At 61.5% G+C, this 16717-nt stretch carries 13 protein-coding genes; 7 read left to right on the forward strand and 6 right to left on the reverse strand.

All coding sequences use genetic code 11. The features are described from left to right. Positions 1 to 168 precede the first annotated feature (168 nt). The 3 genes from TERRO_RS21920 to TERRO_RS06770 all read left to right on the forward strand — a co-directional run bounded on the left by TERRO_RS21920 (position 169) and on the right by TERRO_RS06770 (position 2240). A complete protein-coding gene (locus TERRO_RS21920) occupies positions 169 to 681 on the forward strand; it encodes a DUF4142 domain-containing protein (RefSeq protein ID WP_014785250.1) in 513 nt (170 codons plus the stop codon). Positions 682 to 801: 120 nt separating this feature from the next. Beyond that, positions 802 to 1614, forward strand: coding sequence for a TPM domain-containing protein (locus tag TERRO_RS06765; RefSeq protein WP_014785251.1), 813 nt, complete (start codon positions 802 to 804; stop codon positions 1612 to 1614). Positions 1615 to 1670: 56 nt separating this feature from the next. Next, a complete protein-coding gene (locus tag TERRO_RS06770; protein ID WP_041593087.1) occupies positions 1671 to 2240 on the forward strand; it encodes a LemA family protein in 570 nt (189 codons plus the stop codon). Positions 2241 to 2336: 96 nt separating this feature from the next. On the opposite strand, the gene TERRO_RS06775 is transcribed toward TERRO_RS06770, so the two are convergent. The 4 genes from TERRO_RS06775 to metG all read right to left on the reverse strand — a co-directional run bounded on the left by TERRO_RS06775 (position 2337) and on the right by metG (position 7135). Continuing rightward, positions 2337 to 3341 carry a polyprenyl synthetase family protein gene (locus TERRO_RS06775; RefSeq protein WP_041592493.1) on the reverse strand — a complete coding sequence of 335 codons (1005 nt, stop codon included), beginning with the start codon at positions 3339 to 3341 and terminating at the stop codon, positions 2337 to 2339. A gap of 146 nt (positions 3342 to 3487) precedes the next feature. Then, on the reverse strand, positions 3488 to 3991 hold the full coding sequence (locus tag TERRO_RS06780) for a YajQ family cyclic di-GMP-binding protein (protein WP_014785254.1): 504 nt from the start codon (positions 3989 to 3991) through the stop codon (positions 3488 to 3490). Between the two features lie 115 nt (positions 3992 to 4106). After that, a complete protein-coding gene (locus tag TERRO_RS06785; protein ID WP_014785255.1) occupies positions 4107 to 4958 on the reverse strand; it encodes a TatD family hydrolase in 852 nt (283 codons plus the stop codon). A gap of 8 nt (positions 4959 to 4966) precedes the next feature. Further along, positions 4967 to 7135 (reverse strand): methionine--tRNA ligase, encoded by a 2169-nt coding sequence (metG, locus tag TERRO_RS06790; protein WP_014785256.1) that lies wholly within the window; start codon positions 7133 to 7135, stop codon positions 4967 to 4969. A gap of 124 nt (positions 7136 to 7259) precedes the next feature. Here metG and rfaD point away from each other — a divergent pair, with 124 nt between their 5' ends. Genes rfaD through TERRO_RS06805 form a run of 3 tightly spaced genes read left to right on the forward strand, consistent with a single transcriptional unit; the run spans position 7260 to position 9815 of the window. After that, a complete protein-coding gene (rfaD, locus tag TERRO_RS06795) occupies positions 7260 to 8252 on the forward strand; it encodes an ADP-glyceromanno-heptose 6-epimerase (RefSeq protein WP_217164470.1) in 993 nt (330 codons plus the stop codon). Positions 8253 to 8254: 2 nt separating this feature from the next. After that, complete coding sequence (locus TERRO_RS06800) at positions 8255 to 8875, forward strand: D-sedoheptulose-7-phosphate isomerase (protein ID WP_014785258.1); 621 nt, start codon at positions 8255 to 8257, stop codon at positions 8873 to 8875. Positions 8876 to 8903: 28 nt separating this feature from the next. After that, entirely contained in the window at positions 8904 to 9815 is a 912-nt protein-coding gene (locus tag TERRO_RS06805; protein ID WP_014785259.1) for an ROK family protein, read from the forward strand. Positions 9816 to 9992: 177 nt separating this feature from the next. Here the strand turns inward: TERRO_RS06805 and TERRO_RS06810 are convergent, their stop codons facing one another. Both TERRO_RS06810 and glmU read right to left on the reverse strand, forming a co-directional pair. Next, positions 9993 to 10430 (reverse strand): CYCXC family (seleno)protein, encoded by a 438-nt coding sequence (locus TERRO_RS06810; RefSeq protein ID WP_245536236.1) that lies wholly within the window; start codon positions 10428 to 10430, stop codon positions 9993 to 9995. Between the two features lie 345 nt (positions 10431 to 10775). Further along, positions 10776 to 12212, reverse strand: a complete 1437-nt coding sequence (gene glmU, locus TERRO_RS06815; protein ID WP_014785261.1) for a bifunctional UDP-N-acetylglucosamine diphosphorylase/glucosamine-1-phosphate N-acetyltransferase GlmU — start codon at positions 12210 to 12212, stop codon at positions 10776 to 10778. Positions 12213 to 12494: 282 nt separating this feature from the next. Here glmU and TERRO_RS06820 point away from each other — a divergent pair, with 282 nt between their 5' ends. Continuing rightward, the gene (locus tag TERRO_RS06820; RefSeq protein ID WP_169315289.1) at positions 12495 to 16685 is read left to right on the forward strand and encodes an Ig-like domain repeat protein; all 4191 of its coding nucleotides are present in this window, start codon (positions 12495 to 12497) and stop codon (positions 16683 to 16685) included. The last annotated feature ends 32 nt before the right edge of the window (positions 16686 to 16717 follow it).

The raw sequence follows: 16717 nt of genomic DNA on the forward strand, positions 1-16717 counted from the left end.
ACAAACTCCTGCACGGGTGCGCTTGACTGTGACGTGACGCACTTTGGCGTAGCAACGGATTTGCTCCCTACAGACCCTAAATAACTGATCTGCGCGGAGTTGCGCAGAGGGAGCCGGCACTTTCGCCGCGCCCAACAGGACGTCATCAGGACGTCAGGGAGAACGACCATGAAGATCCGTACGATTGCATTGACCACCGCATTGTTCGCCTGTACCGCGACCGCAGCCTTTGCACAGGACTTCTCCGATAAGGACAAGAGCTTCCTCAAGGATTCGACACAGGACAATATGGCTGAAGTGAAGATGGCCGAGCTGGCGATCAAGACCACGAAGAACCCGAAGATCCGCAGCTTCGCGCAGAAGATGGTGACAGATCACAACGCTCTGATCGCCGGTTCCAAGCCAGTAGCCGCGAAGGCAGGCGTTGAGCCACCGAAGACCGACGGCTTCGAAGCGAACGCCGATTACCTCAAGCTGAAGATTCTTACGGGCGAGACCTTTGATAAGAGCTATGTCAAGACGATGGTGAGCGATCATCACAGCGATCTCGACAAGATCAAGCAGGAGAACGCCGCGACAACCAACGCTGACATGAAGAAGCTGACAACGCATGCGGCAACGGTCGTTGCTGGACACACGAAGATGATCGATACACTCGCAGGCTCCATGGGGCTGCAGTAAGTCTCCGTGAAACTTAACGTGCGGCAGGAGGGCAGACGGCCACGTCTGCCCTTTGCCGTGTCTCATACTCTGCCTAGTCCTACGGAACTTTTGGCGCCGATCAGCGTATCATCAACCGTGATGGCAGCACGGCTCCGGCACCTCTGGTTTCTCGTAGTTGCACTGGCTCTGATCGGGTGCGTCTTCCCCGCATTGGCAGAGTCCGTGAAGTCGATGCCGCAACCCACGGCCTACGTCAACGACTACGCGGGCGTTCTTAACGACTCCACAAAATCTGATCTTGATGCCCAGCTCAAGCAACTGGATACGCAGGCGCATGCGCAGGTCTTCGTCGCCATCATTCACAAGATCGAGGACGACAACAGTCCTGCAGAGTTTGCGAACCAGTTGTTTGCAAAGTGGAAGCCGGGGGCGAAGGGGTCTGACCACGGCGTTCTGCTGTTGCTGTCGGTCGAAGACCACAAGTACCAGTTTGAAGTTGGTTACGGTCTCGAGGGGATTCTGCCTGACGCCAAGACCGGCGACATCGGCCGTGAGATGGTTCCCGACCTGAAGGCCGGTAGCTACGACGGTGCGGTGCGGACCGCCGTCAACTCACTGACGACAGTCATTGCGCAGGACGCGGGTGTCACACTCGATGTCCCGCAGCATACCTATCGTCGGCAAAATGTTCGTCAGAAGTCCGGTGTCGGCGGCATCATCGGTTTCCTGGTCGTCCTGTTTATCATCTTTCTGCTGATGCGAGGCGGTGGCCGCGGCGGTCCGGGCGGCTTCCTGACCGGCATGCTGCTCGGCAACATCCTTGGCGGCGGCGGATTTCGCGGCGGCGGTGGCGGCGGTGGCTTTGGCGGCGGCAGCGACGACGGTGGCGGCGGCTTTGGTGGCGGTGGCGGCGGCAGTTCGGGTGGCGGCGGCGCTGGTGGCAGCTGGTAAGTTTTGAGAGGCAACAGATGGCACAGATGCTGGAAGGCAAAACAAGTGGGGGAACAATGAAAAAGGGCTTGATCGGTCTGATTGTGGCGGTTGTACTCATTGGCCTGGTGGCGATGAGCTTTATCTCCGCGAAGAACTCGATCGCGGTGAAGTCAAACGGGATCGACGCGGCGTTCAGCGAAGTCGACGTCAATCTGCAGCGGCGTGCGGATCTGATCCCGAACCTGGTCGCCAGCGTTAAGGGCTATGCCAAGGTGGAGACGAACATCCTCACCGCTATCGCAGAGGCTCGCAGTGGATTGCTGCAGGCGCGCACGCCGGACGAGAAGCTCGCGGCGAACGATCGCCTGTCCGTTTCGCTGCTGCCGCTTACGCGTATGCAGGAGGCGTACCCGGACCTGAAGAGCAACCAGCAGTTCATGCGATTGGAAGATGAGCTTTCAGGTACGGAGAACCGCATCGCCGTTGCACGCAAGCGGTACAACGACTCCATCCTGGACTACAACAACACGATCGCAGTCTTCCCGAACAGCATGTGGGCCAGCATCGCCGGCTTCAAGCCTCGGACGACGTACTATCGTGCGGATCCCGGCGCGGCTACCGTTCCGAAGGTCGACTTCAACTAAACGCAGTGTCAGGAAAGCTAGGCCGGGATGGCAGCGCAAGCTGCCATCCCGGCCTAGCTCTTTCGCAAATCTTTGGGGTACGGGAAGAGGAACGAACTACCGGTCGCGGTCGGTCACGTAGCCCGGTACCCAGAGCAGCGCGCGAAGTGCCCGGCCCGCCTCGGCGTTTGCCTGGGGTAGATCAGCAATTGATTGCCGCGCAGCTTCGGCGTAAGCTCGCGCGGCATCCATGGCGTACTCCAGCGAACCGTGGCCCCGAAGGATCTCCAGGATCGTTGCGTGCTTCACGCGGGTAAAGTCGCGGTCGGCCAGGACCGTGCGGATGGCCTCGCGTTCGGCACCAGTGCCCCGCTCCAGCGCGTGGATGACGGCAAGTGTCGCCTTACCCTCGCGCAGATCGCTGGCAGCGGGCTTGCCCAGTGTGGCCTCTTCGCCAACCAGATCCAGCACATCGTCGACGATCTGGAAGGCAAGGCCCAGGTTGCGGCCATACTCGCCCAACTGCTGCTCGACGGTTTCGTCCACGCCAGCCAGTGCTGCGCCCAACTGCATGCTGACCTTGAAGAGCATGGCGGTTTTGCGGAAGATTAGGTCGAAGTATTCTTCCTCGTTGATCAGGTGGCCGAGCTTCTGCATCTGCAGCAACTCGCCTTCGACCATCTGTTGGGTCAGGCCGATCAGCAGATCGAGAATCTTGAAGTTGCGCTCGTCCAGGGCTGTCTGGAAAGACTGCATGTAGAGCCAGTCGCCTGCCAGGACGCATTTGCTGGCTCCCCAGGCTGTGTTGGCGCTGGGCTTGCCGCGGCGCGTCTGTGCCTCGTCGATGATGTCGTCGTGGACGAGCGTAGCCGTGTGCAGCATCTCTACGACGGCGCCCAAGCGGATGCGGCTTTCGCCTGTGAATCCCAGGGCCTTCGCCGACAGCAGAAGCAGCAAGGGCCGGATACGCTTGCCGCCGCCTGAGAGCAGGTAGCGTGCGATGTCCTGAATGACCACAACTTCTGATTTGGATTGCCGCCCAAATTCCCGCTCAACGGCGGAAAGGTCGTCGCGGACAAGGTCGAAGACCTCTTTCGCGGTCGCAATGGGTAAGGAACTCACGCTATATTTGACTTTAACAGTAACCGCAGCGTCACACACTATTTCGCGACCTTTGTCCTGTTGGAAGGTGAGATACGTTCTTCGTGTCCAACGAAAAATGGGTGCCTCACGATGACCGTGGGGCACCCATGGACTGCATTTCGCGGTCAGTTTGAACGGTAGTTGGTGAACTGCAGCTCCACGCCAATGTCCTTGCCCTTCAGCAGGGTGATGATCTGCTGAAGTACATCGCGGTCCTTGCTGACGACGCGTACGGTATCGCCCTGGATCGAGGCCTGCGCCTTGAGCTTGGAGTCCTTGATGGCGGCGACGATCTTCTTCGCAGCGTCGGACTGGATGCCCTGCTTCAGCTTCACCTTTTGACGAACGGAGCTGTTCGCGGCGGGCTCGATCTTTTCGTACTCGAGATTCTTTAAGCTGATGCCACGCTTGACCATCTTCTGCTGCAGGATCTCGGTGACTGCCTTGATGGTGTACTCGTCCTGCGACGCCAGCAGGATGTTCTCATCGCCGCCCTCAAGCGTGATGGTCGACTTCGAGTTCTTCAGATCGAAGCGCGCGTTAACTTCCTTGGTCGCCTGCTCGATGGCGTTCTTTACTTCCTGGATTTCGACCTTGCTCACAACGTCGAAGCTGTTCTCGGCTGCCATTGTTGTTCTCCTTGCCAGTGGTGCAGTCTTGCTATGGTGCGTGGGGTTGTTATGTGTCAGAGCGCCGAAAGTGTGCGGCGCGTTGCCGGGCTATTCTACGTACTTCCGCAGACAGCTACGCACTTACGCCGAATAGCCTCTCAAAGTTCGCGGTGGTGGCCGCTGCTAGCTCCTCCAGGGAAATGCCGCGCAGATCCGCGACAAACTCTGCCGTGGTGCGTGTGCGCGCTGGTTCGTTGCGTTCTCCCCGGAAGGGCTGTGGTGCCAGAAAGGGAGCGTCCGTCTCGACGAGGATGCGGTTGGCCGGCGCGAGGATTGCAGCTTCGCGGATGGAAGGGAAGCGCGAGTAAGTCACGTTGCCGGCAAAAGACAGGTAGAAACCGAGATCCAGTGCGCGACGAGCCTCATCGGCGGAGCCGGAGAAGCAGTGCATCACGCCGACGCCTCCCTTGCTGCTGAAGTGGGTTTCGATTAAGCGCAGCAGGTCTGCCTGCGCATCAGCCGCACCGAAGCGCTCCTTCGCCTGCGGCGTCGCCAGATCGCTGGTACGGCAGTGGATCAGGATCGGCTTCTTTCCGGCGAGCGCGATCTCCATCTGAGCGAGAAAGGCGCGCTGTTGCACGTCGATGTCCGGATTTTCGAAGTGGTAGTAGTCCAGGCCGATCTCGCCGATGGCAACCACATTGGAGTCAGACGCGAGAGTGGTTAGCTTTGCTAACGACTCGTTGTCTGCATGGGCCGCTTCCTGCGGATGGATACCGGCGCTGCAGACGATGCGTGGCGCGGCGGAGTTGCCCTTGTACTTCACGGCGAGATCCCGCGCACGGTGCATCGTCTCCGGGCCATCACCAATGCCAACCGCGAGGATGGTCTTCACGTCCGCGGCAAGGGCGCGTGTCAGCACTGCGTCGAGATCCTCGGCGTAGCTGGAGAAGTCGAGATGTGCGTGCGAATCAACGATATGCATGATGATCCCTAGCGGAGGCGCGCGCCGATCTCGATGTCTTCGAGGAAGCTCGCAAGAGCTGGGGTGCCATCGCCGACCGATGCCGCGACGACCATGCCCTGCGACTCGTAGCCGCGCAGTTTTCGTGGTGCCAGGTTGGCCACGATCACGACCTTGCGGCCGACGAGCTTCTCCGGCTCGTAGAACTGCGCGATGCCTGCAAGGATCTGGCGCTTCTCATAGCCGAGGTCTACTTCGAGGCGAAGCAGCTTGTCGGTCTTTGGAATGCGCTCGGCGACGAGCACCTTCGCGACGCGGAGATCGACCTTGATGAAGTCGTCGATGGTGATCTCTGGAGTGTCCGGCTTGGTGGGCTTCGTTGGATCGATGGCCGGGATCTCTGCTGCTGGCGCGGCTTCTGCAGCTGGCGAGGCAGTGGCATCGGCGATGGGCGTGAGCGGCTGTTCGCCCTCCGCGAGATTCTGCGTGGCGTTAGGGTCGATGGCTGCTGGCTTCTGCTCTGCGTCGTTCATGCGTGTGATCAGTTCTTTCTCCGCGCGCGGGAAGATGGGCGCGATGGTGCCAAGCTTGGTGTTTGCCGCAAAGCCGCCGCGCGATAGATCGCGCAGTTCGCCCAGTTCCGCAGCGCGTTCAATGCTGCCGAGTCCGAGCTGCTCCCACACGTGCGATGTCGCGTAGGGCATCACTGGGTGCAGCAGTGCTGTGATGATGCGGATACTCTTTGCGGCCGTCCGCAGGACCTCTGCAAGACGCTCGCGTTGGGCGGGGTCCTTCGCCAGCTTCCATGGGGCATTGGATGTGAGATAGCCGTCCGTTGCGGCCACCAATGCAGAGGTTGCTGAGACGGCTGCTGTGAACTCCTGGCGCTCGAGTGCAGCGTGGACTGTCTCGATCGCTTCTGCGGTCGCTGCAGTTAGTTCGGTGGTGAGGCCGCTCTCCGGGATTACGCCTTCGAAGTTCTGCGCGATCATGTTCAGCGTGCGGCTTACGAGGTTGCCGTAACCGTTGGCCAGGTCGCTGTTATAGCGCGCGACGAGCGCGTCAAAGCTGAACGAGCCGTCCTGTCCAAAGGGGATTTCGCGCAGCAGGAAGTAGCGTAGAACGTCTGCGCCGAAGAGGTCCTGCTCGTACTTCTCGGTGTCGGGTTTTAGGGAGCCGAAGGCATCGAGGATTGTTTCTGTGCGCACGATGTTGCCGCGGCTCTTGGACATCTTGGATTCTTCGAAGAGGAGCCAGCCGTGCGCGACGATCTTTTTGGGCAGGGGGAGACCGGCTGCCAGGAGGAAGGCGGGCCAGTAAACACAATGGAATCTGACGATTTCCTTACCTACGAAGTGGAGGTCGGCGGGCCAGAATCGGGCGAACATTTCGGCGCCTTCTTCGGTGTCGTCGCCGTATCCAACGGCCGTCATATAGTTCGCTAACGCGTCTAACCAGACGTAAATTACGTGTTTTTGAATCGTCTCAGTCGCCGCAGGCGCCGGAACGGGTATTCCCCAGTCAAAACTGGTGCGCGAGACGCTGAGATCCTTAACCGCGCCGGGGACGTAGGCGACTCCGGTGTCGCTCAGGAGTGTCTCCGAACCGTCGTTCACGTTGCCGCGCAGGAAGCTGAGGACCTCGTTCTTGCGGGCTTCTGGGGTGATGGTGAGCTGGTTCGATTCGATGAGGTCGATGAGCGGCTTCTGGAAGGCGGAGAGGCGGAAGTAGAAGTTCTCTTCCGTAACCGTCTCTGTCGGCTTGCCGTCGGGACCGATGGTGCCGGGAGGGCCCTCGATGAACATCTCCTCGCCGACGGAGTACTGGCCGGTGTAGCTGTCGAGGTAGATGTGACCGCGCTCGTAGAGGGCGGAGAAGAGCTTCTGCGCGCCGCGCTTGTGTTTCGCATCGGTGGTGCGGATGTACTGGTCGTAGGTGATGCCCATACGGTGCCAGAGCGAGCGGAAGGTGCCGCTGACGTCGTCGGCGAACTGCTGGGGCTCAATGCCTGCGGCGGCGGCGGAGCGGCCGATCTTCTGGCCGTGTTCGTCTGTGCCTGTGAGGAAGTAGGTGTCGGCACCTTCCATGCGTTTGCGACGCGCAAGCGTGTCGGCAGCAATGGTGGTGTACGCGTGGCCGATGTGCGGGCGCGCGTTGACGTAGTAGATCGGGGTCGTTATATAGAACTTTTCAGGCATCGCGGCTGATGGCAAGTTTACCAGTGCGACCGCTGGGATCCGTCGCATGGCAAGGCGAAACAAGGAGGTTGAGCAGGATTGGCGGCCATCCTGCGGGTGATGTTGGCCGTCTACAATGACAGCCATGGGCAAGATGACAGTCGTAACGGGTGCTGCGGGCTTTATCGGCCGCAATGTGGTGGCGGAGCTCAACCGCCGCGGACAGACGAACCTGCTGCTGGTCGACGACCTGGGCACGGACGAGAAATGGAAGAACCTGGTCGGCCTGCAGTATGAAGATCTGCTGCCGATCGATGAGTTCCTGGACCGTATCCACGGTGTTGGAGTGGAAGAGCTGCCGGAGATCGACGGCATCGTTCACCTGGGTGCGTGCAGCGCGACGACCGAGAAGGACGCGGATTACCTGCTGACGAACAACTATGCGTACACGCGCACGCTGTGCCAGTGGGCGCAGGCGCATGGAGCGCGGTTCGTCTACGCATCGAGCGCTGCGACGTATGGCGATGGCGCGCTGGGTTATGACGACAGCGATGCAGTCACGCCACGGTTGAAGCCGCTGAATATGTACGGCTATTCGAAGCACATGTTCGATCTCTGGGCGCTGCGCAACAACCTTTACAGTGGCGCGAATCCTATCGCGGGTCTGAAGTACTTCAATGTCTACGGCCCCCATGAGGACCATAAGGACGACATGCGTTCGGTCGTCCACAAGAGCTTCGGCCAGGTGGGTACGGGCGAGGGCAAGGTGAAGCTCTTCAAAAGTCATCGGTCCGATTACAAAGACGGCGAGCAGATGCGCGACTTCGTCTACGTGAGGGACGCAGTTGCAGTGACACTATGGCTGCTGGAGAACCCGGGTATTGGCGGCCTGTTCAACTGCGGCACCGGCATCTCGCGTACGTGGCGCGACCTGGTGACGGCTGTTTATGCCGCGATGGGCAAGGAGCCAAAGATCGAATACATTGACATGCCCGAGGGGCTGCGCGATAAGTACCAGTACTACACCGAGGCGAAGCCCGATAAGCTGCGCGCTGCCGGTTACGACAAGCCGTTTACTACGCTTGAAGACGGCATACGAGACTATGTGAAGAATTACCTGCAGGCGCAGAAGGCATAGGGATGGCTGACGCTTCCATCGACCAAGACGTTTCGATCTTCCAACACAATGTGTCGGAGTCTCTCCTAATCCTGCAGTCGCTCCGGAAGTTGGAGCCGCAGGTCGAGCGGGCGGCAAAGCTGCTGGCCGACGCGCTGTTGAGCGGCAAGAAGCTGCTGGCCTGTGGCAACGGCGGTTCTGCTGCGGATGCTTCGCACCTGACGACAGAGTTTGTCGTGCGCTACCAAGCAGACCGGCGTCCCTATCCTGCGATCAGCTTCACGACGAACGGCGGCGATCTGACGGCATGCGGCAACGATTACGGCTTCGACGAGATCTTTGCGCGGCAGGTGAGGGCGTTCGGACATAAGGGCGATGTGCTCTTCGCCTTCACGACAAGCGGCAACAGTGAAAACGTGCTGCGCGCGTTGTTGACTGCCAAGGATACCGGTGTGTCTACGGTTGCATTCCTCGGCCGCGACGGCGGCAGTTCCAGCGGCATTGCAGATGTTGAGTTCCTGGTGGAGCATGGCGTGACGGCCCGCATCCAGGAGGCACATAAGCTGTTGCTCCACACCATCTGTGAGCTGGTTGAGGTGCGGCTGCATGCTGCGGCCAACGCCGGTCATCAGCCCCTGACCTAAGAAAACAGCATTAAGGACTTACGATCGCATGAGCATTCGCATTGGCATTGACCTGGGCGGCACCAAGATTGAGGGCCGCGCCTTTGACGCACACGGACAAGAGATCGACCGGCTTCGCGTGCCGACACCTCGTGAGGACTATTCCGGCACGATCGACGCCATCGTCGATGTGGCGCGCTCACTTGAGGTGCGCGCAGGCGAGCAGGGAACGGTCGGTGTCGGCATCCCCGGATCGGTGGTGCGTTCGACCGGCCTGGTGAAGAATGCGAACTCGACGTGGCTGAACGGGCGCGCCATTGAGGTGGACCTGACGAAGCGCATGGGCCGCGAGGTCCGTTGTGCGAACGATGCCAACTGCCTGGCTGTGTCTGAAGCTACGGATGGTGCGGGCGCCGGGTACGGTGTGGTCTTCGGTGTGATTGTCGGCACGGGCTGCGGCGGTGGTATCTCCATCAACGGACGTGTCCACAATGGACCGAACGGCCTGGCTGGCGAGTGGGGACACAATCCGCTGCCACGACAGACCGAGGCGGAGTGGCCCGGGCCGGTCTGCTATTGCGGCAGGCTGAGCTGCATTGAGATGTGGTGTTGCGGTACGGGGCTGGAGCGGGACTTTCGCACGGTGACAGGCCGAGTGATGCGTGGACCGGAGATTGTTGCGGCGAGTGAGGCAGGCGATGCCGATGCCGAGGCTGCGATTGTGCGGCTGGAAGACCGGCTGGCGAAGAGCCTTGCAACGATCTATAACTCGCTGGACCCGGACTGTATTGTGCTGGGTGGCGGTCTGTCGCAGTTGGACCGGCTGTACACGAACCTGCCGCCGTTGATCTCCACCTATACGTTTGGCGGTCCGGTGGAGACGCCGATCAAGAAGGCCGTGCATGGCGATGCGAGCGGTGTTCGTGGGGCTGCGTGGTTGTGGCCGGCGGCTACGGATTAGGGCTGGCTCGTGGTGATTCGAAGCAAAGAAAATCCCGTCGCTTAGCGGCGGGATTTCTTTTGTGGCGTGTCTGGTTCGAGCTGCAGGGTTCGCATCGTTGGATACGATGCAGATGCCCAGAACGATTGAGCCCACATCCCTTCAGGATTTGGGGCACCCGCTACACGTTGTTATCGCTTAGAGTGTTGCGTGTTCGAGGTCCACGTTGAGCCAGGAGCCCTTTTCGATGGCTGCGCGGATCTGCGCGGGTGTCTTGCCGAGCTTGGTCTGCTGGTAGGCGAAGACTGCTTCCTTCATGCAGGTGGAGCACTCTGCGCCGTGGAGGCCTTCGAAGCAGCTATGCAGGCTGTTGTGACCCATGGACTGGTCGCAGCGGCAGTAGCAGGGCATCTGGTGCAGGACGGGCTGGATCTTTGCGGCCATCTTGTATGCCGTGACCTGGTACGGGTGCGAGAAGTAGACGCCCGTGGTCTGTGCGCCGGCGAGGACGGGCGGCAGCGGCTTGGAGGGCGCGCCGTTGTTGTAGGCCGGGATGTCCGCGGATGGGTTGGACCACTGCGCGCAGGCGGCGACGGTGAGGAGGGAGACAGCAAGTAGCGGCAGCAAGCGCTTCATGTCTTTCATGATAATCCTGCGGGCGGGCCGTGGGATATCTGGAGTCATTTGGCATGAGGGTCGCGCTTCGCGCGATAGCCCGCCCTTTGCTTCGCAAAGAATGGGCACCCAAGATTTAAGCGGAAGGCATTTCCGAGCAAAAAAAAGCCCGTATCGACGATTACCGCCGATACGGGGGAGGCCAGTGACGCAACTTGTAGCGGGAGGGAGTTACTCAACCTTCCGCAGAACCTTTGGGCAACCTCGCCCACACACAGTATGACGCAGATGCGGGTCTGGAGTTGCTGTCTTTTACGTAAAAATGCAGAAATATATAAAAAACAATAGAAATGGCCGAGTTTGACGTCAGCTGCCGTTGCCGTCTGCGAGCCTGGCGGCGGCTCGTCTGTCGGCGGCCCAGCCCGGTTTGGTGACCTGACGGGCTCGGCCCAGGGCGAGTGCGCCGGTGGGCACGTCGTCCGTAATGCTTGATCCTGCAGCAACATACGAGCCGCTGGCGAGCGTAACGGGAGCGATCAGGGTGGAGTCCGAGCCTACGAACACACCGTCGCCGATGGTGGTGCGGTGCTTGTTCACGCCGTCGTAGTTACAGGTGATGACGCCTGCGCCGATGTTGGAGCCTGCGCCGATGATGGCATCGCCCAGGTAGGCGAGGTGGTTGGCCTTCGAGCCTTCGCCGAGGTTTGTCTTTTTAGTTTCGACGAAGTTGCCGACGTGGGCGCGTGCGCCGATCAGGCTTTCAGGACGCAGGTGGGCGTAGGGACCGAGTTGCGCGCCGTCGCCGACGGTGGAGTCGGTGAGGATGCAGCCGTTGCGGACGAGGACGCCTTCGCCGAGGGTGCAGCTCTCAATGACGGAGTAGGAGCGGATGCGGCAGTTGGGGCCGATGGTGGTGTTGCCGAGGAGCTGGACGAAGGGTTCGATGATGGTGTCGGCAGCGATCTGGACGGACGCGTCGATGACCGTGGTGTCGGGGCGGAAGATGGTGACGCCGGCGGCCATGAGGCGGTTGGCGGTGCGTGCGCGGAAGCTGGCGTCGAGGTGCATCATCTCCGCAATGGTGTTGGCGCCGAGGACTTCGTCGACGGAGTCTGCTGCGATGGCGACGACGCGCTCGTTGTCATTGACGAGCATGCCGGCGACGTCGGTGAGGTAGAACTCGCCGGCGCTGTTGGTGTTGGCGAGGCGGCCGAGACGGTCGAAGAGGGCGGTGGTGCGGAAGGCGTAGATTCCGCTGTTGATCTCGCGGAGGCGCTCGGGCGTGGCGAGCTGGTCTTCGGTGAGTGACTTCTGTTCGACGATGCCTGCGACGTCTTCGGTGCCGTCCTGCTTGCGGAGGACGCGGCCGTAGCCGGTGGGGTCGGGCGGAATGGCGGTGAGGATGGTCATCGCTGCGTCCTGCTCGATGTGCGTATTGCGCAGGGCGGCGATGGTCTCCGGCCGGATCAGCGGTACGTCGCCGGAGAGAACGATGAGGTGGGTGGGCGGCTGTGTGCCGGTCTCGGCGTACCAGTCGCGGACGCACTGCAGAGCGTGGCCGGTGCCGAGCTGCTGTGGCTGCAGGACGAAGCGGACGCCGGTGGGCTGGGCCGCGGCCTGGACCTGTGCGGCCTGATGGCCGACGACGACGAGGATGTCGTGGGCGGAGACCTGGGTTTTCGCGGCTTCAATGACGTGGAGCAGGAGCGCTTTGCCGCCGACGGCGTGGAGAACTTTGGGACGGGCGCTCTTCAGCCGGGTGCCTTTGCCCGCGGCCATGATGACGATGCCGAACTGACTCATGCACCTGATGCTACGACGAAGGCGGGTGAGCGTGTTGTGGTGAAGGTTAGAGAAAATTCCCAGAGTGGTAAATGCCCTGAACGTGGTGCTTGCCAAGTGGTGTTTCGCAGGGGAGACTTAGTCGTCACCCCTATGATTTCTATGATGTTGTTCCGCCGCGTAGCCGGCCAAGCGTGTTGCTCTGTCCGCGTTGTTGCGGCCATTTCGTTGCTGATGGGTTCGGCTGGATATGCGGCGGCTCAGGCTGGTGCGAGTCTGGATGCTGCCAGTGAAAGGGCGGCTTTGCCGTCCCTTCGACAGGCGCTGCCGGCGGGCGGCGGTGTGGCGGGCGATCTGCCAGCGTCGCAGCCGGTGCCTGCGGTGACGGTGGAGTTGAAGCGCAGCGCGGCGCAGCAGGCCGACCTGGATGCTTACCTGAAGTCGGTGCGGACGCAGGGTTCGGCGGAGTATCACCACTGGCTTACGCCGGAACAGTTTGCAGCGCGGTTTGCGCCCACGGCGACGGAGGTTGCGCCGGTGACGGCTTGGCTGGCGACGCAGGGATTGCAGGTGCAGTCGGTGTCTGCAGGCGGCATGCGATTGACTGCGAGTGGAACGGCGGCGCAGGTGGCGTCGGCGTTTGGTGTGCGGCTGCAGCGGTATGCGTTGCCGACGGGAGATCGTGTTGCGGTGGATGGCACGCCGACGGTGCCGGGGTCGTTGGCGGCTGCGGTGCTGGCGGTGGGTGGGCTGGACCAGAGTGCGGCGACGAGCAGCGATGCGGTTGCGGGACTTGAGGCGGCGATCGATGCAAATACAGCAGCGGTGGTGCCTGTCGATCTGACGGGGACAAGTGCGAGTGTCGAAGAGCTGAACGCGGTACTGGAGCAGGCGAGTGCGCAGGGCCAGACGGTGGTGTTGCAGCATGTGACTGCGAAGGAGTTGCCGGCGCGGGCACTGGTGCTGGTTTCCGGCGCCTCGTCTGCCGCAGACGCTGCGGATGTCACGGCTACTCCGAGGCCAGATTGGCAGGTAGCCGAGGGATTGCCTGCGGATCAACTGCGGGCGATGCCGGATGCGGCGGTGGCGGATGCAAGTGCATTGACGGCGGCGTTGCAGCAGGTGGTGACTAAGGCTGCGGCCCGGCAGGGCGAGGTGGCTGCGACGTTCTACACGCTGGCCTCGGCGAAGGGTGTCTTTACGCATGCGGACTCGACGGTGCCGGTGGGTGCGTGGAGCGCTGCGGATGGCCTGGGGACGGTCGATCCTGTTGCGCTGGTGAAGGCGTGGCCGTTTGGCGTGACATCGCCGAACAGCACGACGATTGCGCTCTCAAACCACGTGGTCACGCATGGCTCGAACATTACGCTGACGGCGACGGTGACGGGCAGTAATGGGACGCCGACGGGAACGGTGAGCTTTGGCAGCAGCCAGGGTGGGACGCTGGGGTCGGTGGCGCTGGATGCGAGCGGTGTTGCGACTTACTCGGTCAGTACGCTGGCTGGCGGGCAGTATGGGTTTTTCGGGACGTATAGCGGCGACAACACGTATGCGTCGACGACGACGAATATCGATACGGCTACGGTGAACCCGGAGGCGGCGAGGATCGTTGCCGCGATGAGTGGTTCGCCGGCGGTGGGTACGGTGATGCCGGTGACGGTGACGGTGTCGTCGCCGAGCGGCGTGGGTACGCCGACGGGATCGGTGATGGTGTATCCGTATGGGTCGGCGGTGAGTGCGAATACGTATACGGGGACTCTGGTGGCGGGCGCTGTGGGGAGCGCGAGTGCGACGGTAAGCGTGCCGGCGAGCAATGTGGGTTCGTTTACGTTTCAGGCGAATTGCACGGCGAATGCCAGCTTCTCTTGCGGTAGTCCGCAGGCTTTCAGTGTGACGGTTGGAAAGGGTGCTCCTGCGTTTTCGCTTACGCAGACGGGATCGGCGACTGCGGCGGTGTTGACGGCTACGGCTGCTGTGCCTGCGGGCGCTGGGACGGGAACGGTTGCGCCGACGGGCAGTGTTCAGTTTCTGGATAACGGGGCTGTGATCGGGAATGGGACGCTGAGTAGTTCTGGTGTGGCTACTTATAGCGGCGCGCTGGGCGGTGGGGCGACGCACCTGGTGACGGCGGCCTATGTGGGCGATGGGAACTACAACTCTGCGACGGCTACGGCGAATGCGACGGTGAAGGTGACGCCGCGGGTGACGCTTTCGGTGGTGACGGCTGGGAGCAGCTTGTCGGCGGTGGTGGCGCCGCCTTCGGGTACTTCGACGACGCCGACGGGGACGGTGCAGTTTCTGCTGGGGGCTGCGGCGCTGGGTTCGGGAGCGGTGAATTCGGCTGGTGTGGCTACTTTCAGCGGGACTTATGGGAGCGGCGTTTTGACGGCGGTTTATGGGGGCGATGGAAGCTTCAACACCGCTTCTTCGAATGCGATCGATACGGCTAAGGTCTTGCCGACGGTTGCGCTGGTGAAGACGAGTACGGATAGTGCGGCGAATACCGTGGCTTTGAGTGCGACGGTGATGAACGGGACGGGTGTTGCTACGACGGCGACGGGGACGATGTCGTTCCTGGATGGGACGACCGCTGTGGGGACCGGGACGGTTACGGGTGGCGTGGCGAGTTTCAGCGGTTCGCTGGCGGCTGGTGCTTCGGCTCTTGCGGTGGGGCGGTTGCGTGCGCAGGCTACGGTGATCACGACGCATTCGTTGACGGCGGTTTATAGCGGAGATACGAATTTCAATGCGGCTACTTCGAATGCCGTTACGGCGAACGCAACGACGACTTTGATTACTACGAGTACGTCGCTTAGTTCTTCGAGTGGTTATAGCGGGCCTTATGGGACTGCGTTCTCACTCATCTCGGTGATTACGCCTTCGAGTTATGTGACGGCGGGTACCGCGCCTACGGGGACGATCACGATCCTGGATGGGGGAGTTGCGGTTGGTACGGGGACTTTGAGCGCCGGGACGGCGACGGTTGCCGTTTCTACGCTGACGGTGGGGACGCATTCGCTGACGGCGATGTATGGCGGGGACGCCAACTATGCTGCGAGCACCTCTGCGGCTGCGGTGTTTACGATCACGCCGTTGACGGCGACGATTGCTGCGACGATCTCGCCTATTGGATCGATTCCGTATGGGTACGACGCGAATCTTGCGATCACTGTGGCGGCCGCGTCCGGAACGGTCGGTCCATCGGGAACGGTCATGGCGACCGTGAGTGGGAGCAATGGGACGTATACGGCGACGCTGCTGTCTGCGACGGGATCGCTTGTCAGTACGGCGAGCCTTCCGTTACCTGTGCCTTCGCCGGGGACGTACACGATCACGGTGAAGTGCAATACCAACCTGACGTGCAATACCGTGACCCTGACGGTGACGACTACGAAGGGTTTCACGACCACGACAGTCAATGGTGTGACGCCGACGTCTCCGCCAGCAGGTACGCCGGTCACGATCAGCGCGACGGTGGCGAACTCCGGGACGGGGACGGGGACCTACCGGTACTCGGGAACGGTGAGCTTTTATAGCAACAACAAGTTCCTTGGTTCGGGTTCGGTCGTGAATGGCCTGGCGACGGCAACGGTGGTCTTCCTGAGTGCTTCGACGCAGTCGGTGACGGCGATTTATAGCGGTGATGCGAACTGGACGGGCAGCACATCGGATCCGGTCAGTGTGACACCGACGCCGATTCCGGCGGCGATCGTGCTCAGTTCGAATACGCTGTCGGGCATCGTTGGGCAGAACATCACGCTGACGGCCGCGGTGAGTTCCGGCGTGACGAACAGCACGCTCGTGCCGGGCGGGACGGTCGCGTTCTACGACACGTTCCAAGGTGTCGTGGTGAACCTGGGTTCGGCGGCGGTTCTATCGAACGGGTTGAACAATGGGTATGCGCAACTGTCCACAACGGGTCTGCGTGCGGGTTCGCACAGCATCATGGCGGTCTACTCGGGCGACCTTGTATTCCTGAAGACGACGTCCAGCAACCTGTTGGTGAACATTGGCGACTTTGCTCTGAGCTTTGTGCCTTCGTCGCTGAGTGTTTCCTCGGGCGGGACCGCGAAGGGTGTTCTGACCGTCACGGGCCTGAACGGCTTCTCCGGAGCGATTGCGCTTGGATGCAGCACGAGCGCGGGCACGGAGACGAGTTGCAGCGTTTCGCCGACGGTAGTGAACACGGGCGGTACAGCGCAGATCACGGTGAGCACGACGAAGAACTCGGCTGCACTGGTGCGGGTTGCCGAAGCAGGCGTGTTGTTTGGGCTTTGTCTTGTGCGCCGGCGCAGACGGCTGGTTGCGTTGTTGTCTTTATTGCTGGTGGTGGTGATTGCTGGCGGCGGATGTTCGCAGGTGGCTGCTACGGACAGCACGGCGAGTGGCAGCGGGACGCCGTTGGGGACGATGAGTCTGACGATCACGGCTGCTTCTACGGACGCGCCGGTGAATGCGCGACATACGTATGTGATTCCGGTGACGGTGCAGTAGGGCCCGGGGTTAAAGCCTCCTGACTCCTCCGC

Source organism: Terriglobus roseus DSM 18391, assembly GCF_000265425.1.
Lineage (GTDB): Bacteria > Acidobacteriota > Terriglobia > Terriglobales > Acidobacteriaceae > Terriglobus > Terriglobus roseus.